We start from the raw sequence: 21,163 nt of genomic DNA on the forward strand, positions 1-21,163 counted from the left end.
GCTCGGCGTCATTCTCCGTCTGGGCGAGGCAGATGGCGAAACGCTGCAAGAGCGCACCGATGATGCGTGGCAGTTTCAGCCAGCGCTGAAACGAGCGGTCCGACATGCGGGCATTCACCAGAACGAGCGGAATCTGCCGCTGGTCGAGCGCCATGATGGTGTTGGGCCAGATCTCCGATTCCGCCACGAGGGCGAAATCGGGCTGCCAATGATCGAGGAACCGCCGGAGATACCGGGGTACATCGAGGGGAACATATTGATGCACCGCGCCCGGCGGCAGGCGGCGTGCGATCAAGGCCGCCGATGTGCGCGTTCCCGATGTCACCAGAACGGTCAGCCCGCGCTGCGTCAGGCGCTCCACGATGGGAAGCAGCGAGAGCGTCTCGCCGATGCTTGCGCCGTGCACCCAGACCAGATGTCCGGTCGGCCGCGCGCGGCTCGGATAACCCTGTCTTTCGCCCAGTCGAGTCCGATCCTCGCGCCCCTTGCGCTGACGCCAGTAAAGCAGGCCGAGCACGGCCGGTTCGAGGATCGACGTCGCGGTCCGATAGGAGCGCATCAGGAACGGAAGACTCATGGCCGCCAACTTCCGGCAACACGGTCGGTCATGTTCGCGCGGATCTCGCGAGCGCCGGGATCCTGAGAGCCGATGAGCGCGTAGGCGCGCTCATGCACGCTGTCGAGATTCCGCTCCACCTGCTGGCRCAACGCCTCGCGCGTCTCGTCGGTCGCATCGCGCGGAACATGAATGGGGTCGCCAAGAACGATCGCGCCGCGTCCGAAGGGAAGACCGAGGCTCGCGCGATCCCAGCTTTTGAAATCGATGCGGCGGCTCGTGACGACCGCGACCGGTACGATGGGCCGTCCCGACATTTGCGCCAGCGTCACGATGCCGGCGCCGCAGGTCCGCGCGATTTTCGGAATATCGGCGGTCATCACCACCATCTCGCCGTCGGAGAGCGCCCGAAGCATTCCCCGCAGCGCCGCGGCTCCGCCTTTCTTCCGAATGTCGCGGCCGCGCGCGCCGGAGCCCCGAATCGCGCGAATGCCGAGATGCCGCAACGCGATGGCATTGAACTCACCATCCCCCGAGCGTGAAACCAGGCTCGCGGCCCTGTCCTCGGGGCGCTTCGCGAAATGGATCATGAAATGTTGCCCGTGCCACATGGCGGCGATCACGGGCATTTGCGGGCCGATTCGCTCGTAGGCGTCCGGCGGGTCCATCACGAATCGGTTCGTGCGCTGCACGAACGTCAGATAGCGCGCGACCAGGAAACCGAGGGTTTCCTGGACCATGCGCGACCGTGTGATGCGCTTCATGAGACCCATCGCGGGAGCGTCGTTCAGGCCTGCTGCGGATCGAGCAGGCGGTGGAGATGGACGACAAAATAGCGCATCTGCGCGTTGTCGACCGTGGCCTGCGCCTTGGCTTTCCAGGCCGCGTGGGCGCTCGCGTAGTTCGGGAAGATTCCGACGATGTCGAGCTTCGACAGATCCTTGAAGTCGTAAGAATCGAGGTTTTCCAGCTCTCCGCCGAAGACGAGATGAAGGAGCTGTTTGCCGGGCATATCGGTCATGGGTTGGAGTCTCTATGAGAAAAGTTGCAAAAATGGATCGCGGTCATCGAGGGACCAGAATTCACGCTCTCATGGCCTCAATAACGCGCGGATGCAACCATGCCCCAGCGGCAACCATTTCGCCATGCTTTGGCGAAGGCTGGTTGTAGGGGGCGGGCTCGCCGGAGAGGTCGGACAGGAAAGCTCCGGCCTCCCGCAGGATCAGGTCGGCGGCCGCGATGTCCCAGTCGGCGGAGCGCGCCGACACCAGACCGAGGTCGATGGAGCCGTCCGCGACCCGCACCAGCCTGAGCGCGAGGGAAGGGACCTTGGGCAGGGTGACGACAGACCCGTATTCCCGCTCGAAACGCTCCACGAGGGGGCGCGGTCCCGCCACGCGAAGGGGCTGGTCCGGCTCTGAAATCGACAAGCGTTCGCCATTGCAGAAGGCGCCGCCGCCCCGGCTCGCCTCGTAGAGCCGGTTGTGGATGGGGGCGTGGACGATCCCCAGCACCGGCTGCCCATCCTCGATGAGTCCGATGGACACCGACCAATCCGGGTGGCCGGCGGCGAAAGCCCTCGTGCCGTCGATGGGATCGACGATCCACACCCGCCGGCTCTCGAGCCGGATCGGGTCGTCGGCCGTTTCCTCTGACAGCCAGGCGGCGTCCGGCAGAAGGGCCGACAGGTGGTCCTTCAGAAACGTGTCCACCGCGATGTCGGCCTCGGTGACGGGGGAGCTCCCTTCCTTGAACCATGTGCGCGCGGCCGTTTCCCGGCCGGAGCGGAAGAAGGGTCTCGCAATATCGCCGGCCTCGCGGGCCGCGTCGCGGACGGCACGAAGGAGATCCGGGCCGAGGGACGGCGCGCTATGGGGTGAGGGTACGGGCATGTGGGCCGGAGATGGGGTGTCTTGCGCCCAATACCACATTCGCCAAGCGGCCGGGGACCATTTCACGCAGCCGGATAAGGTTCTGTTGAGCATGCGGCGCGATTCAATGGCCGCAACGAACCCTTAACCCAAGCTCTTAAGGGCTTCCCCACGGGTCGGTGCGACATTTTGGGCCAACGCAAGGCGATCTCGTCCGACGTCGCCCGGCACCAGCAAGGCTCGACGATGTCCCGGAACGCCACTCTCGGAAATGCCCGCTTGATCGGGGCCCAAGATCCCCTCGTCATGGTGGTGGGACCCTACGGTCGCAGGATCACAGGGCTTGCCATGCAGGCCGATCCGCTCGGGGAGGGCTTTCACCTCGTGCTCGTCTCCGGAACGCGCGCCCTGATGGCCCTCGGCCCTTATGCGGAATGCGACGTGGTGGCGGAATGGCGGCGGCTGGGAGCGAGCAGCGGCCTTCCGCTGATGGTGCGGATGGCCAACGGGTCGATCCTGACGCTCGTAGCCAAGCTCGGCGACGTCAGCCTCGGTCCGGCGCAACCCGATCATCGCAAGAACGCCCTGGGAGCGCGCCGCCCGCGCTTCCTCGCCTGCCGGCGCACGGGCAGGCTCCTGGGGGGCTTCGGAGGACCCACCGCGGATTGCGCTAGATTTGATAGAACCGCAGAAAGCCATCCAGAATAAGCGCCGCGAAAAGCACGAGGCCGGCATCGCGGTTTGAGCGGAATAGCCGGAGCGCGCCGACGCCGTCGTCACGGTCGATACGCGCTACCTGCCAGCCGAGATGCAGGGCGAAGAGCGCGAGACCCGCAAAGCCGATCCAGCCCACACCTGCGAGATAGAGAGCGCCCGTCAGGCACAGAATGGTAAGGCCGTAGCAGATGCCCACGCCCAGCCGGACCTGCTCACCGAAGAACCGCGCCGAGGATTGGATGCCCACCACCTCGTCATCCTCGATGTCCTGGAGCGCGTAGATGGTGTCATACCCGACCACCCACGCGATGCTGCCCGCATAAAGCAGGAAGGCAGGGGCGCTCAAGGAGCCGAAAGCGGCGGCCCATCCCATCAGGGCGCCCCAGGCAAAGGCGAGGCCCAGCACGATCTGGGGCATCCAGAAGAAGCGCTTCATGAACGGATAGAGCGCCACGATCCCGAGCGATGCAAAGCCCGTGAGGATCGCGAAAACGTTGAATTGCAGGAGGACGCCAAGCCCGATCAGGGCCAGCAGGACGAGGAACGCGAGCGCCCCTTTGACGCTGACCTGTCCGGACGGCAGCGGTCGCTGGCGTGTCCGCTCGACCTTCATGTCGAGATCGCGGTCGACGATGTCGTTATAGGTGCAGCCGGCGCCCCGCATGGCCACCGCGCCGATCAGGAAGAGCGCGCAGTGAAGCGGGTCGGGCCAGGGTTGGCCGGCGGCGATCGCCGCAAGAGCGGCGGACCACCAGCAGGGCAGCAACAGCAGCCACCAGCCGATCGGGCGCTCGATGCGGGCGAGCCGCAGATAGGGTCTCAAGCCGGCGGGCGCCAGCCGATCGGCCCAATGGCCGCGAACGGCATCCGGAAGCGACGGGGTGCCGGGCGGCCGCATGGCGCGCGCTCCGCTCTAGAGGGCGCCCTTCGGCATCGTGTAGGAGCCGGTCAGGCCGCCGCCGCCAAGGAGGCCGCTGCCGCGCTGCTGGGATTGCTGTGCCTGCTTCTGCATCTGCGTCACCTTGGCGGCGGCCGTGCAGGCCTTGCCCTTCATCTCCACGGCGCGCTTGTGATCTTCGGTGAAGCCGGTGGCGAACTGGTCGGGAACCTGGCACCAATCCTTGTTGGCGGCGATCCATTTCACGCCCGCATCGCCGTTGGTGACGAGCTTCGTGAAGATGCCGCAGGCGGCGCGCGGGTCGATCGTCTTCTTCTTGCCTTCGCCGCCGAGCTTGTTGATCTGCTGGATCAGGGTCTGGCGTTCGCCCAGGAATTTCTGGGCGTCCTGGCAATTGCTCGACTGCGCAAAGGCAGGTGCAGCCATGAAAACACCGGCGGCCGCGAGCGCTGCGAAAACATACGAACGGACGTGCAACATGGGCAGAATCCTCGATCAGACGGGCGCGACGTCTCGCGCAGCCGCTCTGTTAACAGAATCAGGGGCGCAAGGCCAAGCGGCGAATGGCCATCCGGCGCCCCCTCGTGTCCCGGCGCACAGATCGCGCAACGATGTGGCGAAATGCGGGCAGAAGCCGACCGGAGCGGGGGCGAGCCTCGCCCGGGCCGGGGTTGTGGTGGCGGGGCGTCGGCATTAGGGGAGTGCCATGGCGACCTCCGATTTCAATGCCCCGCGTCTCTATGTCGATGCGCCGCTCTCCATGGGCGCCCGGATCGGCCTCGACCGCGCGCAGGCCAACTACCTCCTGAACGTCCTGCGCCTGAAGGCGGCCGATTCGGTGCTCATCTTCAATGGGCGCGATGGGGAATGGCGGGCCGAAATCGCCGCTGAAGGCCGCAAGGCCGCGGATCTCGTCTGTGTCGACCTGACAAGGCCCCAGCCGGCGCCGGCCGACCTCGTCTACGCCTTCGCCCCGCTGAAACATGCCCGCCTCGACTACATGGTGCAAAAGGCCGTGGAGATGGGGGCGGGGATCCTGCAGCCGATCCGCACCCGCCGCACCCAGAGCACCCGGGTCAATCTCGACCGCATGCGCGCCAACAGCATCGAGGCCGTCGAGCAATGCGGAATCCTGACCCTGCCGGAGATCCGCGAGGAACTGAATTTTGCCAATATGATCAAGGGGCTGGACAGGGACAGGCTGGTCGTTTTCTGCGACGAAGAGGCACCTATTTCGAGCCCTCTCGTGGCCCTTAAGGAGGGCGCCGGAAGTGCCGGGAACCGCGGTCTCGGATGCGTCGTTATCGTTGGCCCCGAGGGGGGCTTTACCGCCGAGGAGAGAGCACTTGTTGCCGCCCACGAGAGATATGTTCGCGTATCGTTGGGACCCCGCATCCTCCGCGCCGACACCGCCGCCGTCGCCGCGCTCGCACTGGTGCAGAGCGTTTTGGGGGACTGGACCTGACGCGGTTCGACGACCGGTTCACCAGCGATGATTTCCTGAACCCGCCACCTTGGCGGTCTCGGAACGCGCTGCCGCGATCTGTCTCAACGAACCGAGATCGTGAACGTCGATGATTGGCATCGACCAGCCCGTCATGTCGCTCTGCCAATAATAACGAGGGAGCTCATTTGATGAGCGAAGAGTACAAGTTCGGAATCGAAGAAGAGTATTTCATCAACGATACGATCAAGCGTGACATTGCCAGAGGGCGCATTCGCGAATTCTTCCAAAGCTGCAGCGAGCACCTCGGCGACATTCAACCCGAAATGCTGGAACCGCAGGTCGAGATCGCATCGACGCCCGTGGCGGATTTCGCCGATGCCCGCACCCAGTTGTCCAACCTGCGCAATCTCGTCGGATCGGTCGCGCGGGAGCACGATCTGTCGATCATGGCCTCGGGCACCCACCCGCTGGCGGTGTGGTCCCGTGTCAGGCCCACGGCCCAGCCGCGTTACGGCAAGGTCATGCACGACCTCCAGATGGTTGGTAGCCGCACGGTCGTGTGCGGGATGCACGTCCACGTGGAGGTGCCGGACCTGTCGGCCCGGGTCGACCTGATGAACCGGATCCAGCGCTATCTGCCGCTGCTCCTGGCCCTGTCGACATCCTCGCCGTTCTGGCAATCGCAACGCACGGGCCTGCTCGGCTACCGGCTTGCGGCCTATCGCGAGCTGCCGCGCACGGGCTTTCCCGAGCTTTTCCAGGACGCCGCCGATTACCAGCGCTACATCGACACCCTGATGGCCGCCCGGGCAATCGAGAATTCGAGCTATGTCTGGTGGATCATCCGGCCATCGCTGAAACACCCGACGCTTGAGTTGCGCGTGGCCGACAGCTGCACGCGCCTCGACGATACGCTGGCGATCGCGGCGCTCTATCGCTGCCTCGTGCGCCACCTGGTCCGCCACCCCACGCTCCATTCAGGCCAGACCGGCGCCTCCCGGGCGATCAACGAGGAAAACGGCTGGCGCGCCCAGCGCTACGGCATCCACGGCAGCTTCGTGGACGAGGTGACGCGCAGCGCCATACCGGTCCACCAGATGCTCGATGACGCGCTGGCGCTCGTGGCCGACGACGCCAAGGCTCTGGGATGTGAGCGGGAGCTCGATCTCTGCCGCTGGATCGTCGCCCGGGGCACCAGCGCGGATCGTCAGCTCTCCCTCTACACCGAGGCTCTCGGTCGCGGCCGCTCGAGCCGCGACGCTTTGGGTGAAGTGGTCGATTGGCTGTCGGCCGAGACCCTCGGCGAGGGGATGGTGCGCCACTGAGCTTTGTGAGTTCGGCCTCATTGCAGCTTGGCGCGGGCGCAGCTATCTACACCTGACTGTTTCAGCGCGGGTTCGCCCGCGCCTTTTCATGAGGTGTTCCATGGCGCGCGATGTTTCCGATGCGACCCCGATCGGCGCGCGGTCCGAGCTTGTGGAATGGGTCGCATCCGGCGAAAAACCTCGCGACGGCTGGCGGCTCGGGACCGAGCATGAAAAGGTTCCCTTCTATACTGCCGGCGCGGCGCCGGTCCCGTATGAGGGCGGGAATGGCATTCGGGCGTTGCTCGAGGGTTTGCAAGGACGCACCGGCTGGGAGCCCATCCTGGAGGAAGGCCGTCCGATCGGTTTGTTCGACGAAGTCGGCGGCGGCGCCATCTCGCTCGAGCCCGGCGGGCAATTCGAGCTGTCCGGCGCTCCTCTCCTGTCGGTGCACGAAACCGTCACTGAAACCGCCCAGCATCTGCGGGACACCAAAGCCGTTGCCGAGAAGCTGGGCATCCGGTTTCTGACCCTCGGCATGAGTCCGCTCTGGACGCGCGAAGAAACGCCCGTGATGCCCAAGGCGCGCTATCGCATCATGACCAATTACATGCCGAAAGTCGGCAAGCTCGGTCTCGACATGATGTACCGCACGTCGACCGTGCAGGTGAACATGGATTATGAATCCGAAGCCGACATGGTGAAGAAGCTGCGGGTGTCGTTGGCACTGCAGCCGGTGGCGACGGCGATTTTTGCGAATTCGCCCTTCACCGACGGCAAGCCGAACGGCTTCCTGTCCATGCGTTCCGAGATCTGGCGCGACACCGATCCGAATCGCACCGGCATGATGGATTTCGCGTTCGAGGAAGGGTTCGGATACGAGGCCTATGTGGATTGGGCTTTGGGCGTGCCGATGTATTTCATCAAGCGCGGCTCGACCTACCACGACGTCGCCGGCGCATCGTTCAAAGATCTGCTCGCCGGCACGCTTTCCCATTTTCCCGGCGAACGCGCCACGCAATCGGATTGGGCCAACCACGTGTCGACGATCTTTCCGGAGGTGCGCCTGAAGCGTTATCTCGAAATGCGCGGCGCGGATGTCGGCGGACCGGACCACATCGCGGCGCTCGCGGCATTCTGGACTGGCATCCTGTACGATTCGAAGGCGCTCGACGATGCGTGGGAACTCGTCAAGGGGTGGAGCGCCGAGGACCGCAATGCAGTCCGCGCGGAAGTTCCGCGTCGGGCGCTCAATGCGATGGTCGGAGGACGCTCCTTGCGCGACGTGGCGCGCGATGCCCTCGCGCTGTCACAGGAAGGCCTGCAACGCCGGGCGCTTCTCGACGCCGAGGGGCGTGACGAGACCCACCATCTCGATTATGCGGATCGGATCGTCGAGGCCGGCAAGACGCCCGCCGAAGGACTGCTCGGAAAGTATCACGGCGCTTGGAACGGTTCGGTGCTGCCGGCCTTCAGGGAATGCACGTTCTGAGGATAGGTCAGGCGGCTTTCGACACCGCGACGCGATTGCGCCCCTCGAGTTTGGCGTCGTAAAGCGCGCGATCCGCCATCGCGATCAGGTCCTTGGGACCGGTGCTGATGGCTTCCGAGGCAGGAAACAGCGTCGCGGCGCCGATGCTGATCGTGACGACGCCCGCGGGCGCGCTGTGCTTGTGCGGCATCGCCAAAGTTTCGACTCCCAGGCGGATCGCCTCCGCAATGCGCGTTGCGCCCTTGGCGCTGGTGACCGGGAGCAGCACGGCGATCTCTTCGCCCCCATAACGCGCGACGAGATCGGCGGGACGTCTCACCGATTCCTGCAGCAGGCGCGCAACCGCGCGAAGACAATGGTCTCCGGCCTGATGCCCATAAGCGTCGTTGAAGGCCTTGAAGTAATCGATGTCGACCAGCAGGAGAGACAACGGCGTGTCCTCCCGCGCCGCGCGCAGCCATTCGCTTTCGAGATGGCTGTCGAATGTGCGGCGGTTTGCAAGGCCCGTCAGCCCATCGGTGGCGGCCAGAATGGAAAGCTCCGCCTCCGCCCGGTCGCGACGACGAAGTTGTCGGGCAAGGCTCCAGCCGAGCGACGCGATGGTCGCCACGAGCACGGCGACGGCGATGATCCGGTAGACGAAATCCCGATACCAGTCGGCGAGTAACTGCTCCCGTCCTGCCGCGGCCAGCGCCACGAGCGGAAACGTGTCGCCCCGCCTGTAGCCGCTGAGCCGCTCGACGCCGTCGACATTGGAGCGGTAATTGTAAGACCCGTGCGGTGATCGCGGCAGATGTTGCGTAAAGAGCGGATCGGTAGCGCCGTTTCCCCCGATGACCTCCGACTTTACCGGATAGCGTGCGACGAGTATCCCGCTGGCCGTGAAGAGGACGAGCGACCCGTCACGCCCCACCTCGAAACGCGAAAAATAGTCGGAGAAGTAACGCGATTCGACGCTCGCCACCACGACGCCGCCAAAGCCGCCTCCCGGGGTGTCGAAGCGTCGGGAGATCGTCAGCACGCCTCCGCCATCGAGAGGGTCGTTCGTGTAGGGGCCAAAATACCAGCCAGCGTCCTTGTCGCCGCGATGATGTTCGAAGAAAGCTTGGCCCGTCGCCTTGGCGTCACCAGGCTCATCGGCGAGGGAACTCACGAGAAGCTGTCCGTCCGAACCGTAGATCGCGAGCGCCCTCAGGCGCGGTAGCGTCTTGATCCRCTCCGTCAGAAAGTCGTGCAGCCGTCCGATCCGCGCCGGACTCCAATCGATCGAGACCGCGCGGTCGACAAGATCGACCAGCACCGCGTCCGCCAGCTCGAATGTATCCTCCGCATGCTGGACGAGCGAGCGGGCGAGGTTGGCCATCATGGTCTCGGCGCGTATCAATTCGTCCCGCCGCTCGCTCCAATCCCRCCAGGCCTCCAGAGACACGATCACCAGGCACACCACGACCACGAACGCCTTGAGCAAGGTGGCGGAAGTGAGCCTGGGAAAGCTGCCTGTCGAGGTCATCTGGCTCGGCGCTCCAAGATGCTCACGTGGCGGCGAGCTTGRGGCCGAAAATGCCCGCCACGATCAGGCCGATACAGCCCAGGCGCAGCGCCGATGCAGGTTCTCCGAACAGGTATATCCCCAATAGGGCGGTCCCGACGGTGCCGATACCCGTCCAGACGGCATAGCCGGTGCCGACGGGCAACGACCGCAATGCGAGTCCGAGCAGGACGACGCTGACGATCATGCTGATGGCGGTCAGAAGCGTGGGAACGAGGCGGGTAAAGCCATCCGTATATTTGAGGYCGATGGCCCATCCGATCTCGAACAATCCCGCGAGCGCAAGATAAGCCCATGCCATGACAGGACCTCCGTCACTGGCAGGGACGTCCCCACCGATCATTGGGAATGCACGGAGCCGTCTCCGAACCTCTTCACCTATAGAGTATCGCAGCCGGAGGCTCAATACGTCCGCTCAACCCGCAAGAAACCCGAGCTTGGCCGTGCGGCCTTGCCGATCACATGGACGTGAAGGCCGATCGGCGATGTGAGGGGGGCCCTCGCCCTCGTATCCTATTGCGTCTCGACTTCGGCCCCGTTCTTTCGTCCCAGGGCATCGAGCGGGTTGAAAGGCGCATAAATCTGATGCTTCCAGGCATCGCCGCATTGAATGCAGATCGACCGGACCCAGTAATCGCTCTGCTCGAGCTTCTTGAGGAGCTTTTCCTGCCGGGCGCGCGGGTCCTCGGCCGTGTCCTGCCGCGACGGCCGAATGGTGAGCGTCAGCGGTTTGCTCTCCGAATTCGATTGCGCAAATGCGGGGAATTGGCCTGTGACGGTCAGTGCCGTCGCCAGTGCGAATCGGATCACCGGGTGGATGGTTCGGATCAACATGGCCTCCAGACAAACGCCCGTAAGAGTGTTTCGTCAAGGGACCAGGCGAATCTCTGACGCGACGATCGAGGGGGCGCGGTCCTCGGTCGCACATTTGGCGTGAGGCGAAGGTCCATCTGCCTTATAGCTCGGCTGTGTCGAAGGAGCTGACGGGACGTGCACGACTACATCAGAAAAATTCTCGCTGCGCGCGTCTATGACGTCGCCATCGAAAGCCCTCTCGACCCCATGCCGCGCCTGTCCCTGAGACTCGGCACGTCGGTCCACCTTAAGCGGGAGGATCTGCAGCCTGTCTTTTCCTTCAAGCTGCGGGGCGCCTACAACAAGATGGTGGCCTTGCCGCGGGAGGTTCTCGACCGGGGCGTCATCTGCGCGTCGGCTGGCAACCATGCGCAGGGCGTGGCGCTCGCAGCCGAGCGCCTGGGCGCCAGAGCCACCATCGTAATGCCGCGCACCACCCCGGACATCAAGGTCCAGGCGGTCAAGGGTCGCGGCGGACGCGTGGTCCTGCATGGCGAGAATTTCGACGAGGCCTACGCCCATGCGCGCCTGCTCGAGAGCGAGAAGGGTCTCACGTTCATCCACCCCTATGACGACCCGGATGTGATCGCGGGGCAGGGGACCGTCGGCATGGAGATCCTGCGCCAGCATCCCAATCCCATCGAGGCGCTGTTCGTGCCGATCGGAGGCGGCGGCCTCGCAGCCGGGATCGCGGTCTATACGAAATTCCTGAGGCCGGACGTGCGCGTCATCGGGGTCGAGCCGGAAGATGCCGCCAGCATGGCGGCCGCCATCGCCGCCGGCGAGCGGGTCATCCTCAACCAGGTCGGGCTCTTCGCAGATGGCGTCGCGGTGCGGCAGGCCGGCGAGGAAACGTTCCGTCTCTGCCGCGATCTACTGGATGAAGTCATCACGGTGACGACCGATGAGATCTGCGCGGCGGTGAAGGATATCTTCGAGGACACCCGTGCCATTGCCGAGCCGTCGGGAGCGGTGTCGCTGGCAGGGCTGAAGAAATACGCCGAGCGCAATTCGGCGCAACGCGGCGACCTGATCGCCATCAACAGCGGCGCCAACATGAACTTCGACCGGCTGCGCCATATCGCGGAGCGAGCCGAACTCGGCGAGCACCGCGAGGCGCTGCTGGCCGTCACCATTCCAGAAAAGCCGGGAAGCTACAGGCGCTTCATCCAACTTCTCGGCAAGCGCTCCATCACGGAGTTCAATTATCGCTATGCCGATCCGCGCGCAGCCCAGATTTTCGTGGGCGTTCAGCTCTCGCACGGCGAGCCGGAGAAGCATCAGATTTTGGCGATGTTGCGCGAGCACGACTATCCCGTGCTCGATCTCAGCGACAACGAGATGGCCAAACTCCACGTGCGTTACATGGTCGGCGGRCGCGTGCCGGGATTGACCGACGAGTTGATCTTCCGCTTCCAATTCCCCGAGCGCCCCGGGGCGCTCCTGAAATTCCTCAACGGGCTGGCGAGCGGCTGGAACATCTCGCTGTTCCATTACCGGAACCATGGCGCCGATTACGGACGGGTGCTCGCTGGAATTCAGGTGCCGACCGACGAACGTCCGAAGTTGAAGCGGAGCCTCGATGACCTCGGCTATCCTTATTGGGAAGAAACCGACAACCCGGCCTACCATTGCTTCCTCGGTGCCGCCGATGCCTACCGGGCGGAGTGAGGAGGATGCCGCACGGGCAGGATCGCGGCAGGCCGCGATCCCGCGAATGGCCGGGTGCTACTTGTCCCAGCCGGCACTCTTCTTGGGACGCTTGCGCGCCTCGTCGGGACGGCTTTTCCCTTCGAAACCGCGTGGCATCGCCGGCTCGCCGGTCTTGGGCTTCGCCTTGAAGTCGCCCTTGGGTCCCGCCTTGAAGGGGGCTTTCGCGCCTTCGTTGAACTCGCCTTTCGGCTTGCCCTTGTAGGGAGGCTTCGGTCCGTCCTTGAAGGCGCCTTTGGGGCGATCCTTGAACCCGCTCTTCTTCGGAGGATACGGCTTGTCGTCGCGGGCCTCGCCCCGCGCTCCGCCGGGCGCGCCGGCGGGCTCGATCTTGATATCTTCGTCGTTCGTCTTCTTCACCGCGGTGGTGAATTTCGGCGCGGCCGATTTGACGATTTCGAACTTCGTCTCGCTGTCGAAGATGCGGATCGTGCCGATCTCCTTCTTGGTCACGTGGCCAAGGCGGCAGATGATCGGCAGGAGCCAGCGCGGGTCCGCATTGTTGCGGCGTCCGACGCTCATGCGGAACCACACCATTTCCTCGCCGGTGCCGAAGCCTTCCTCGCGTCCGGCGCGGGTCTGCCGGACTGCCCGCTCGCCCTCGCGGGCCCGCTTGTCGAGACGCTCGCGCGGCGCGCGATCGGTGCCGACATCGACCATTTCTTCCGGCGCCGGCAGGCGGGCACGGTGGAAGCGCGCGAACGCTGTGGCGATCTCTTCGGGCGTGCGCTCGGCGAGAAGCGCCTTGCCCATGGCCACGTCTTCCTCCGTGACCTCTTCGCTGAAGGCAGGGTCCTTCATGACCCGCTCGCGGTCGCGTTGGCGGATGTCTTCCGCCGAGGGCGGGCCCGCCCATTCCACATCCACGCCGGCCGCTTGCACGAGGCCTTCGGCCTTGCGGCGGCGGGTGTAGGGCACGAGCAGGACGCAGATGCCCTTCCGGCCCGCGCGGCCGGTGCGGCCGCTGCGATGAAGCAGCGTCTCGTGGTCGTTCGGAAGCTCGGCGTGGATGACGAGGCCGAGATCCGGCAGGTCGATGCCGCGGGCCGCGACGTCCGTGGCGACGCAAACGCGCGAGCGTCCGTCACGCAGCGATTGCAGGGCGTGGTTGCGCTCGCTCTGGCTCAGCTCGCCCGACAGGGCAACGGCCGAGAAGCCGCGCTCCAGAAGGCTTGCCTGCAGATGCCGCACCGCCTCGCGGGTGTGGCAGAACACCATGGCGGCGCGCATCTCGTAGAAACGCAGGACGTTGACGACCGCGTGCTCGATCTCGTTGGGCGCGATGCGGACCGCCCGGTATTCGATGTCGCCATGCGGCTGGTTCGACACCAGGGTGTCGATGCGCAGCGCATCCCGCTGGAACTTGCGCGCCATCGCCGCGATGTTGCGCGGGATGGTGGCCGAGAACAAAAGCGTGCGCCGGTCCGCGGGCGTGGCGTCGAGGATGAATTCAAGGTCTTCGCGAAACCCGAGATCGAGCATCTCGTCGGCCTCGTCGAGTACGACCGCCCGCAGCTTCGAGGTGTCGAAGCGACCCCGCTCGATATGGTCCCGCAACCGTCCGGGCGTGCCGACGACGATATGGCAGCCATCGGCCAGGGCCCGCTGCTCACGGCGCACGTCCATGCCGCCGACGCAGGACGCGACGCGCGCGCCCGCGGGTCCATAGAGCCAGATCAGCTCGCGGTGGACCTGCAGGGCCAGTTCGCGGGTCGGCGCGATCACCAGCGCCAGGGGTTCTTTCGGCTGGTCGAAACGCTCGGCCGCGCCCAGCAGGGTCGTGGCGAGGGCGAGACCGTACGCGACGGTCTTGCCGGAGCCGGTCTGCGCGGAGACCAGAAGATCGCGCTCCTCGGCGTCCGGTTGCAGCACGGCTGCCTGGACGGAGGTCGGCTCGAGATAGCCTCGATCGCTCAGCGCGCGTTCGAGACTGGGATGTGTTTTGGGAAACGGCATGTCAGCGCGGCGGAGCCGCTCCTTGCAAAAAGGAGCTTTGGCGAGCTCCGGGAATGTCACGCGCGAGATTACGCGTCGTCTGAATCGTCGTCCATCTCGTCGATGAGGGCGAGGAACATGACGTCGATGCCATCCTCTTCGTCGTCCTCGTCGTCGAGATCGTCATCTTCCATCGCCTCGTCGAAGGCCTCGATTTCGTCGTCGGTGGCGCGCCGGATCGTCAGAAGCGCCGCGCCGTCCCAGAGAGGCTTGCCCTCGCTGGAGAACGACTTGAGGTCGTCCTTGAAGTCCTCGCTCATGAACAATTCATGGGCCTGGTCCTGGTCCGCATTGGTGATGGCAATCGCCTTGCCGGCGATTTCGAGGATAAACATGGCTCTTCCTTCTGATGTCGGGGCGTTCTCGAGGCTTAACGCCGAAATACGCCGTCCCGGTCAAGTGCCGCCGACAATGGGCTGGCTCATTTTCGCTACATATATGGTGTCGGCCGTTCTGAACAGGGCCCGGAGCGGACCTTTTTTGCGCCCATGCGAAGCCGGGAGGAGCGCAAACGAGAGGCGGCGGCGTCACTCTGGCACGGGCAGGACACGCTAGAATTGCTATATTATAACCTTATTTCAGGATAGGGTCGGAGCCAGCGGATTCGTATGTCACCTTGCGGAAAGGCCCTGACCGATGCCGAGCGAACAGATCTTCACCTGGGAGGGGATCACGCTGCCCTCCTATTGGGGCGGAAACTTCTGCAACGCCGGCGGCCATGGACCAGATCGCCAGCACGGGGGCCAGCACCGTCACGCTGATCCCGAACTTTTTCCAGGCGGACAAGTTCAGCAACACGGTGAAGCTCAACCTGAGCAGCCAGCCCTTTTCAAGCGAGAGCGACACGTTCGAGCAGGTTAAAACGGCAATTCTCGACGCGAAGGCCCGTGGCCTGAATGTCGTGCTCAAGCCCCATCTGGAGACCGATAACCGCGTCTGGCGCGCCGAGATCGCGCCCACCGATCCGGCGGCCTGGATTCAAAGCTACAAGGCCATGATGGTGGAATACGCAAAGGCGGCGCAGGCGGGCGGCGCCTCGATGATCTGCGTCGGCACCGAGATGAAGAGCATGTCGGGGGCGCAATATACGGCCAAATGGGAGGATCTCATCGATGCCGTTCGCGCCGTCTTCTCCGGCAAGGTCACCTATGCGTCGACCTACGACGAAGTCACGACGGTCGGCTTCTGGGGCCATGTGGATTATATCGGCGTCGACGCGTATCTGCCGCTCTCCACCAGCAATGCTCCCACGATCGACGAGATGACGGCGGCGTGGACCCAGCCGCATTTCAACGGCTGGATCCGGGACACCCTGTATCAGGGCAAGTCCGCCATCGACTATTACAAGTCGCTCTCGGAACAATACGGCAAACAAGTCATCTTCACCGAAGTCGGCTATCGCAGCCTCGACGGCGCGAACAAGGATCCGGGCGTGTTTTCCGGGGGCACGACGGTGGATTATCAGGAGCAGCAGGACTGCTACACGGCGCTCTATCACGTCATGGAAAATTACGGTGGGCAGTGGCTCGGCGGCTCGTTCCTCTGGAGCTATCACGCCTTCGCGAATCCCATGACGGATGCGGGCGTGCCCTATACGGATTACACCACCCAGTGGAAGCCCGCGAACGACACGATCACCCAGCACTATTCCAGCCCCATTCACGTCACTGGCCTCACCCGAAACGGCACGGCAGGCGCCGACAAGCTCGATGGCGGCTACCACAATGACGTGCTCAACGGCGCGGGCGGCAACGACATTCTCTGGGGTGGGGCAGGGCGGGACCAGCTCGACGGCGGCGAGGGCGGCGACACGCTCACGGGCGGCCGCGGAGACGACGTTCTGAAGGGCGGCGCGGGCGACAACAAGGCGATGCTCTCGGGCGCGCGGGCGGATTACGATATCGTGCGCGATGCCGATGGCACCGTCACCGTCGCGGATAGCCGTTCCGGACAGGACGGCACCGACATTCTGGCCGATATCCGCTACGCCCAATTCAGCGACGGCGGACTGGATTTGAATGCGGTCGTCGCGCCCACGCCAACACCTACGCCGACGCCGACACCCACACCAAGACCCACACCGACGCCTTCCCCCGTTCCCTCCCCATCCGCCCTCACCGGCACGCCCGGCATCGACACGCTCGTCGGGAAGGCGGGYGCGGATCTGATCGTCGCGCTCGCCGGCAACGACACCCTCTATGGCCGCGAGGGTGACGACGTGCTGTTCGGCGACCTCGGCATCGACAAGCTCTATGGCGAGGCCGGCAAGGACGCGCTGTTCGGCGGCTTCGGCAACCACGTGCTGAGCGGCGGGCTGGGCGACGATCGCCTGTGGGGCGCGTTCGGGCGCGATGTGCTCAGCGGCGGCGCGGGCCGGGACGTCTTCGCCTTCCACACGCGGGCGCGCAAATCCGAGATCGACAAAATTCTCGATTTCAACGTGAAGGATGACAGCCTCTGGCTCGACAACGCGGTCTTCAAGAAACTCGGGAAGGGCAGCGAGGCCAGCCCCGGTAAGCTCGGCAAGGCGTTCTTCACCACCGGCACGTCTGCCAGGGACAAGAACGATTATCTCTTCTACGATTTTTCCAAGAAGACGCTGTTCTACGATGCCGACGGCTCGGGCGGCGCTGCCGCGGTCGCCGTCGTGTCGTTCTCGCAGAAGCAGAAGCTGACGGCGGCGGATGTCTTCGTGATTTGACCGGCGGAACGTTTGGCGCGAGCGTGCGATTGATCCCGTGAAGCACGATCGATCGGATACGCCCATGCTGACCAAAGCCGATCTCGAAGCGCCTGCGCATCTCGCCTATGTGACGCAAGGGCAGAAAATCGACACCGCGAACACCAACTGGTCCGGCGGGGAGGAGATCGCCACCTTGCGCGAGGCCCTCCACCGCGCCGTCACCGAAGATCCGCCGCCCGGCCGCCACGCGGTGATCCGCGCGAAATCCGGCCGCGTCATCACCCCGGACGAACTCGACGCGCTCTGGGACAGCGTCCAGGGGCCCTGATCCGCCCGCCTGACGCCCTCGGAGCCTCGCCCAAGCGCCGGCCGCCCGCGCCCCTTGTCACCGTGGCCCCGCTTCTCTAACCAGCCTTCTCGTAATTGAGAGGCGTCCCTTGCAGAATTTCGACGTTGTGGTGATCGGCGCGGGCGCGGCCGGGATGATGTGCGCCATCGAGGCGGGCCGGCGCGGACGCTCCGTGCTGGTGATCGATCATGCCCGCGCGCCCGGCGAGAAGATCCGCATTTCGGGCGGCGGGCGCTGCAACTTCACCAACCTCCACGCGAGCCCGAAGAATTTCATCTCGGCCAATCCGAGCTTCTGCATCTCGGCGCTCAGGCGCTACACGCAAGGAGACTTCGTCGCCCTAGTGGAACGGCACGGCATCGCCTACCACGAGAAGACCCTCGGTCAGCTCTTCTGCGACGGCTCCTCGCGCCAGATCGTCGACATGCTGGTTGCAAGTATCAACGACAGCGGCGGAACCTTGAGCCTCTCGACCAGCGTCGAGCGCATCGACAAGACCCCGGAAGGCTTCACGCTCGCACTGCCTGACCGCATTGTCGCATGCGCCTCGCTGGTGGTGGCCTGCGGCGGCAAGTCGATCCCCAAGATGGGCGCGACGGGCTTTGCCTACGACATCGCGGCGCGGTTCGGCCTGCGCGTCACCGAGACGAGGCCCGCGCTCGTGCCGCTGACGCTGGAGCCGAACCTGTTGGCGCGCCTCGCGCCGCTCGCGGGCGTCGCTGTGGATGCGGTGGCGACCTGCGGCAAGACGCGCTTTGCCGAGGCCATGCTGTTCACCCATCGGGGCCTGTCCGGCCCCGCCATCCTGCAGATCTCGTCCTATTGGCGCGAGGGCGACGAGATCGCCCTCGACATGCTGCCTTCGACCGACCTGTTCGACGCCTTGCGAAAAGCCCGCGCCGAAAACGGCCGGCAGGCCCTCCACACCGCGCTCTCAGGGCATCTCCCCAAGCGCCTCGCGCAGGAGATCGCACAAGCCGACGGCGCCCCCGGCAACCTCGCCGATTTCTCCGACAAGGCCCTGCGCCGCGTCGCCGACGCCGTCCACAACTGGCGCTTCAAGCCCGCCGGCTCCGAGGGCTACCGCACCGCCGAGGTGACGCTCGGCGGCATCGACACCCGCGACCTCGATTCCCGCAATATGGCCGCCCGCGAGGTGCCCGGCCTCTATTTCATCGGCGAAGCGGTGGACGTCACCGGCTGGCTCGGCGGGTATAATTTTCAATGGGCGTGGAGTTCGGGGTTCTGTGCGGGGCAGGCGGTGTGAGGGGGGAGAGCATGACAGGTCAGCGCGATCCACAGGTTGTTAGGTTGCATTCTGGAATCACAACAGTGATGATTACTGCCACGTCGCAGGTTCACGTCCAACGGAGCGTAAATGTCGAATTCGAAGAATGCTGCCCCCAAAGACCAACCAATCGAAATCGAAGACGAATACGAGTTGGCATTGGAAGCGGACGTTGAGGACGAGAGCTTGCTTGAGCCTCCGGCGGATACGAGCTTTTCGATAACTAGCTATGGGGCGGACTACACGGTTGATACAATTATATCCCGATTAAAAACGGAAGCATTCTACGTCCCGACGTTCCAGAGAAGGTTCGTCTGGTCACAACGACATGCTTCTCGTTTCATCGAGTCACTCCTTATGGGCCTCCCAGTTCCCGGGATCTTTTTATATAAGGAACCTCAGACGAACCGACACCTCGTGGTCGATGGCCAGCAACGATTACGAACACTCCAATATTTTTACAGTGGTTTGTTCATGGAGCGAAAATTTAGACTTGTCGGTGTCCGCTCGGAATGGGAGGGTAAGACATACGCTGATCTAAGTACTTCTGAGCAACTCAAACTCGATGACTCGATCGTTCACGCGACAATTTTCCAGCAAGATGAGCCGAAGGATACCCAAAAAAGTTTATACTTCGTGTTCGAGCGCATAAATTCGGGTGGGATAAGGCTTTCCCCTCAGGAAATAAGAAACTGCATTAACGATGGTCCGTTGCTCGATGCGATAAGGGTGTTGAATGAAGATAAAAACTGGCGAGCAGTTTTTGGGGACCGTCGCAATAACAGATTGAAGGACCAAGAGTTGATTCTTCGATTCCTTGCTATGATGGACCGGGCAGATCGTTACAATCGACCAATGAGAGATTTCTTGAACTGTTTTACGTCCGAATTCGCGTCTCCAAGCTCAGAAGAGCTTTCACGATTGAAGCGCCTTTTTGAGGATGCGATTAAAATTTGCTGGCTGGCGAAAGGCAAAACTGCTTTCCGTCCAAGTCGTGCTCTAAATGCGGCCGTTTTTGAAGCGGTAATGGTCGGAGTAGCTACCCGTCTCGCAAAATCTACCGGCGAGGTGGAGGCCACATCTGTTGCCCAGGCATACGACTCGCTGTTAACTAATAAGCAGTTCTTGCGGGCCTGTGAGCGCGCTACAGCCGACGAAGAGACAGTGCGGACCCGACAATCGTTGGCGATCGAAGCGTTTGCAGGTGCGTAGTCTTGTCATTCGAGGTTCAAAATAGATTTGCTGCGCTAGAGCAATTAATCAACACAGCTGGCACCAAAAACTTGGACGAGCAACTTGCTTCTCATTTATGCAAATTCGGTAGCGTGCTAATTTGTGGGAATCTTGAGAGGTGTGTAGAAATTCTTGTAGCAGCTAGAATAAACTACAAGTCACCACCTCAAGTAACAAATTTTCTTAAATCGTATTTCCGGCGTGGAACGAACTATGACTGTGAGCAGATAACGCAACTTTTGTATCGTTTTGATAATAATTGGGGAAAGAAATTCGAATTTTATTTAGGTAACAATTCGGGAATTAGAGAAAGTATTTCTTCTTGTTACGCAGTTAGAAATTCTGTAGCCCACGGCGGAGGTAATCGTTAGGACCAAGAGTTCTTCGCCAGTATTTCGACGCCAGTTTCAGTGTGGCCGCTGAGATTGAGTATTCGATGCGCTGAGTCGCGAAATATCCGAGATCGGGCGATCTCAGATGTGCGCGCCCACCGCTAACGTTAAGTGTCTATTCTCATCTAACTGAGGTGGGTCGGTGATGTGACACTACCGCCCGTACCCCTCCCCATGCTATCCCCACCCGTAGAGCCGCCCCATGCGGCTCCGGGGCGTTAGAACCTCAACCCAAGGCGGCTGGTATCAGCCGTCAATGATGCCTTCCCACCTTACGGTCGGGGAGGCATTGGCGCATGTCCAAGGGGAAACCCTAAAGGCCAATGCGGCCGTCCTTGGGCGGTTTCTAAACTCCCCGACCACCAGCGGCGCTGGTGGTCGTTCTCGTTTTGGGGGAGGGCGCGTTGGAGCCGTCTTACAGCGTGTGGGCCGATTGGCTCTCGAAATTCCATACATGGCCGGARGGCGTGCAGGCGCTTTGGGTTCTGGGACTCACGCTCACCGCTCTGGCGCTGATCGCCGGGACGACGCGGGTGCTTGTCGCGCTGGTGAGTGTCATGCGGCGACCGGCGCGGCCGGAGGCGACGGGATGGCGCTCCGGGGATGYGGGGATGCTTCTTCTGGCGCGCGATCCGGCGACGCCTGCGTTGACCGACGAGTCGGAAGACAGGCGTGGGTGGCCGGGACAAGCCCGGCCATGACGGGGAGGGTGGAGAGGGGCGTTGCGCCAGACCGCTATCGCGGTCGCCCGCAGCGCGCCCCGCTCATCACACCCACCGCCGTCATCCCCGGGCTTGACCCGGGGACCCACGCCTTTCTTGCGA

Annotated in this window: 22 protein-coding genes; 11 read left to right on the top strand and 11 right to left on the bottom strand. The window is 63.6% G+C overall.

Translation table 11 applies throughout. From position 1 onward, the window contains the following. The 4 genes from AC1DVM_RS17495 to AC1DVM_RS17510 form a co-directional block, all read right to left on the bottom strand. The coding region (locus AC1DVM_RS17495) for a 3-deoxy-D-manno-octulosonic acid transferase (protein WP_477256412.1) at window positions 1-586 on the bottom strand (586 nt) is incomplete at its 3' end. Beyond that, on the bottom strand, window positions 574-1,329 hold the full coding sequence (locus AC1DVM_RS17500) for a lysophospholipid acyltransferase family protein (RefSeq protein WP_477256414.1): 756 nt from the start codon (window positions 1,327-1,329) through the stop codon (window positions 574-576). The genes AC1DVM_RS17495 and AC1DVM_RS17500, both read right to left, overlap by 13 nt. 14 nt (window positions 1,330-1,343) lie before the next feature. Continuing rightward, window positions 1,344-1,577, bottom strand: a complete 234-nt coding sequence (locus tag AC1DVM_RS17505) for a DUF4170 domain-containing protein (RefSeq protein WP_477256416.1) — start codon at window positions 1,575-1,577, stop codon at window positions 1,344-1,346. A 61-nt stretch (window positions 1,578-1,638) separates the two neighbouring features. Beyond that, the gene (locus AC1DVM_RS17510; protein WP_477256417.1) at window positions 1,639-2,448 is read right to left on the bottom strand and encodes a 3'(2'),5'-bisphosphate nucleotidase CysQ; all 810 of its coding nucleotides are present in this window, start codon (window positions 2,446-2,448) and stop codon (window positions 1,639-1,641) included. 258 nt (window positions 2,449-2,706) lie between these two features. On the opposite strand from AC1DVM_RS17510, the gene AC1DVM_RS17515 reads away from it, so the two are divergent. Next, a complete protein-coding gene (locus AC1DVM_RS17515) occupies window positions 2,707-3,135 on the top strand; it encodes a DUF6101 family protein (protein WP_477256419.1) in 429 nt (142 codons plus the stop codon). Here the strand turns inward: AC1DVM_RS17515 and ubiA are convergent. Together ubiA and AC1DVM_RS17525 are read right to left on the bottom strand one after the other, a co-directional pair. Then, window positions 3,098-4,042, bottom strand: coding sequence for a 4-hydroxybenzoate octaprenyltransferase (gene ubiA / locus AC1DVM_RS17520; protein ID WP_477256421.1), 945 nt, complete (start codon window positions 4,040-4,042; stop codon window positions 3,098-3,100). The genes AC1DVM_RS17515 and ubiA overlap by 38 nt on opposite strands. Window positions 4,043-4,057: 15 nt before the next feature. Then, entirely contained in the window at window positions 4,058-4,522 is a 465-nt protein-coding gene (locus tag AC1DVM_RS17525) for a hypothetical protein (RefSeq protein WP_477256423.1), read from the bottom strand. A 226-nt stretch (window positions 4,523-4,748) separates the two neighbouring features. Here AC1DVM_RS17525 and AC1DVM_RS17530 point away from each other — a divergent pair, with 226 nt between their 5' ends. The 3 genes from AC1DVM_RS17530 to AC1DVM_RS17540 all read left to right on the top strand — a co-directional run bounded on the left by AC1DVM_RS17530 (window position 4,749) and on the right by AC1DVM_RS17540 (window position 8,285). Beyond that, the gene (locus AC1DVM_RS17530) at window positions 4,749-5,507 is read left to right on the top strand and encodes a 16S rRNA (uracil(1498)-N(3))-methyltransferase (protein WP_477256424.1); all 759 of its coding nucleotides are present in this window, start codon (window positions 4,749-4,751) and stop codon (window positions 5,505-5,507) included. Between the two features lie 170 nt (window positions 5,508-5,677). Continuing rightward, complete coding sequence (locus AC1DVM_RS17535) at window positions 5,678-6,814, top strand: carboxylate-amine ligase (protein WP_477256426.1); 1,137 nt, start codon at window positions 5,678-5,680, stop codon at window positions 6,812-6,814. A 100-nt stretch (window positions 6,815-6,914) separates the two neighbouring features. Continuing rightward, a complete protein-coding gene (locus AC1DVM_RS17540; RefSeq protein ID WP_477256428.1) occupies window positions 6,915-8,285 on the top strand; it encodes a glutamate--cysteine ligase in 1,371 nt (456 codons plus the stop codon). Between the two features lie 7 nt (window positions 8,286-8,292). On the opposite strand, the gene AC1DVM_RS17545 is transcribed toward AC1DVM_RS17540, so the two are convergent. The 3 genes from AC1DVM_RS17545 to AC1DVM_RS17555 all read right to left on the bottom strand — a co-directional run bounded on the left by AC1DVM_RS17545 (window position 8,293) and on the right by AC1DVM_RS17555 (window position 10,668). Next, window positions 8,293-9,795, bottom strand: coding sequence for a GGDEF domain-containing protein (locus AC1DVM_RS17545; protein WP_477256430.1), 1,503 nt, complete (start codon window positions 9,793-9,795; stop codon window positions 8,293-8,295). A 22-nt stretch (window positions 9,796-9,817) separates the two neighbouring features. Continuing rightward, window positions 9,818-10,135 (bottom strand): quaternary ammonium compound efflux SMR transporter SugE, encoded by a 318-nt coding sequence (gene sugE / locus AC1DVM_RS17550; protein ID WP_477256432.1) that lies wholly within the window; start codon window positions 10,133-10,135, stop codon window positions 9,818-9,820. Window positions 10,136-10,347: 212 nt separating this feature from the next. Next, complete coding sequence (locus AC1DVM_RS17555) at window positions 10,348-10,668, bottom strand: hypothetical protein (RefSeq protein WP_477256434.1); 321 nt, start codon at window positions 10,666-10,668, stop codon at window positions 10,348-10,350. A gap of 156 nt (window positions 10,669-10,824) precedes the next feature. Here AC1DVM_RS17555 and ilvA point away from each other — a divergent pair, with 156 nt between their 5' ends. Next, complete coding sequence (gene ilvA, locus AC1DVM_RS17560; RefSeq protein WP_477256436.1) at window positions 10,825-12,360, top strand: threonine ammonia-lyase, biosynthetic; 1,536 nt, start codon at window positions 10,825-10,827, stop codon at window positions 12,358-12,360. A 57-nt stretch (window positions 12,361-12,417) separates the two neighbouring features. Here the strand turns inward: ilvA and AC1DVM_RS17565 are convergent, their stop codons facing one another. Together AC1DVM_RS17565 and AC1DVM_RS17570 are read right to left on the bottom strand one after the other, a co-directional pair. Then, window positions 12,418-14,355, bottom strand: coding sequence for a DEAD/DEAH box helicase (locus AC1DVM_RS17565; RefSeq protein ID WP_477256438.1), 1,938 nt, complete (start codon window positions 14,353-14,355; stop codon window positions 12,418-12,420). A gap of 68 nt (window positions 14,356-14,423) precedes the next feature. Further along, window positions 14,424-14,729 (bottom strand): hypothetical protein, encoded by a 306-nt coding sequence (locus AC1DVM_RS17570; protein ID WP_477256440.1) that lies wholly within the window; start codon window positions 14,727-14,729, stop codon window positions 14,424-14,426. Between the two features lie 281 nt (window positions 14,730-15,010). Between AC1DVM_RS17570 and AC1DVM_RS17575 the strand changes: the two genes are divergently transcribed. The 6 genes from AC1DVM_RS17575 (at window position 15,011) to AC1DVM_RS17600 (ending at window position 21,040) form a co-directional block, all read left to right on the top strand. Next, window positions 15,011-17,095 carry a glycoside hydrolase family 113 gene (locus AC1DVM_RS17575; protein WP_477256442.1) on the top strand — a complete coding sequence of 695 codons (2,085 nt, stop codon included), beginning with the start codon at window positions 15,011-15,013 and terminating at the stop codon, window positions 17,093-17,095. A 64-nt stretch (window positions 17,096-17,159) separates the two neighbouring features. Next, window positions 17,160-17,405 (top strand): hypothetical protein, encoded by a 246-nt coding sequence (locus AC1DVM_RS17580; RefSeq protein ID WP_477256443.1) that lies wholly within the window; start codon window positions 17,160-17,162, stop codon window positions 17,403-17,405. 109 nt (window positions 17,406-17,514) lie between these two features. After that, window positions 17,515-18,693, top strand: a complete 1,179-nt coding sequence (locus tag AC1DVM_RS17585; protein ID WP_477256445.1) for a BaiN/RdsA family NAD(P)/FAD-dependent oxidoreductase — start codon at window positions 17,515-17,517, stop codon at window positions 18,691-18,693. Between the two features lie 111 nt (window positions 18,694-18,804). Continuing rightward, window positions 18,805-19,926, top strand: a complete 1,122-nt coding sequence (locus AC1DVM_RS17590; protein ID WP_477256447.1) for a GmrSD restriction endonuclease domain-containing protein — start codon at window positions 18,805-18,807, stop codon at window positions 19,924-19,926. A gap of 2 nt (window positions 19,927-19,928) precedes the next feature. Next, window positions 19,929-20,318, top strand: coding sequence for a HEPN domain-containing protein (locus AC1DVM_RS17595; protein ID WP_477256449.1), 390 nt, complete (start codon window positions 19,929-19,931; stop codon window positions 20,316-20,318). A 425-nt stretch (window positions 20,319-20,743) separates the two neighbouring features. After that, complete coding sequence (locus tag AC1DVM_RS17600; RefSeq protein ID WP_477256451.1) at window positions 20,744-21,040, top strand: hypothetical protein; 297 nt, start codon at window positions 20,744-20,746, stop codon at window positions 21,038-21,040. The last annotated feature ends 123 nt before the right edge of the window (window positions 21,041-21,163 follow it).

The sequence above is a fragment of the Microvirga sp. P4_A5 genome (genome assembly GCF_056402495.1).

What these genes read in the sequence shown, in the direction of transcription:
- AC1DVM_RS17505 (WP_477256416.1), bottom strand. Translation starts at nt 1,577, where the DNA reads ATGACCGATATGCCCGGCAAACAGCTCCTTCATCTCGTCTTCGGCGGA.
- AC1DVM_RS17510 (WP_477256417.1), bottom strand. Translation starts at nt 2,448, where the DNA reads ATGCCCGTACCCTCACCCCATAGCGCGCCGTCCCTCGGCCCGGATCTC.
- ubiA (WP_477256421.1), bottom strand. Translation starts at nt 4,042, where the DNA reads ATGCGGCCGCCCGGCACCCCGTCGCTTCCGGATGCCGTTCGCGGCCAT.
- AC1DVM_RS17525 (WP_477256423.1), bottom strand. Translation starts at nt 4,522, where the DNA reads ATGTTGCACGTCCGTTCGTATGTTTTCGCAGCGCTCGCGGCCGCCGGT.
- AC1DVM_RS17530 (WP_477256424.1), top strand. Translation starts at nt 4,749, where the DNA reads ATGGCGACCTCCGATTTCAATGCCCCGCGTCTCTATGTCGATGCGCCG.
- AC1DVM_RS17535 (WP_477256426.1), top strand. Translation starts at nt 5,678, where the DNA reads ATGAGCGAAGAGTACAAGTTCGGAATCGAAGAAGAGTATTTCATCAAC.
- AC1DVM_RS17540 (WP_477256428.1), top strand. Translation starts at nt 6,915, where the DNA reads ATGGCGCGCGATGTTTCCGATGCGACCCCGATCGGCGCGCGGTCCGAG.
- AC1DVM_RS17555 (WP_477256434.1), bottom strand. Translation starts at nt 10,668, where the DNA reads ATGTTGATCCGAACCATCCACCCGGTGATCCGATTCGCACTGGCGACG.
- AC1DVM_RS17565 (WP_477256438.1), bottom strand. Translation starts at nt 14,355, where the DNA reads ATGCCGTTTCCCAAAACACATCCCAGTCTCGAACGCGCGCTGAGCGAT.
- AC1DVM_RS17570 (WP_477256440.1), bottom strand. Translation starts at nt 14,729, where the DNA reads ATGTTTATCCTCGAAATCGCCGGCAAGGCGATTGCCATCACCAATGCG.
- AC1DVM_RS17580 (WP_477256443.1), top strand. Translation starts at nt 17,160, where the DNA reads ATGCTGACCAAAGCCGATCTCGAAGCGCCTGCGCATCTCGCCTATGTG.
- AC1DVM_RS17590 (WP_477256447.1), top strand. Translation starts at nt 18,805, where the DNA reads ATGTCGAATTCGAAGAATGCTGCCCCCAAAGACCAACCAATCGAAATC.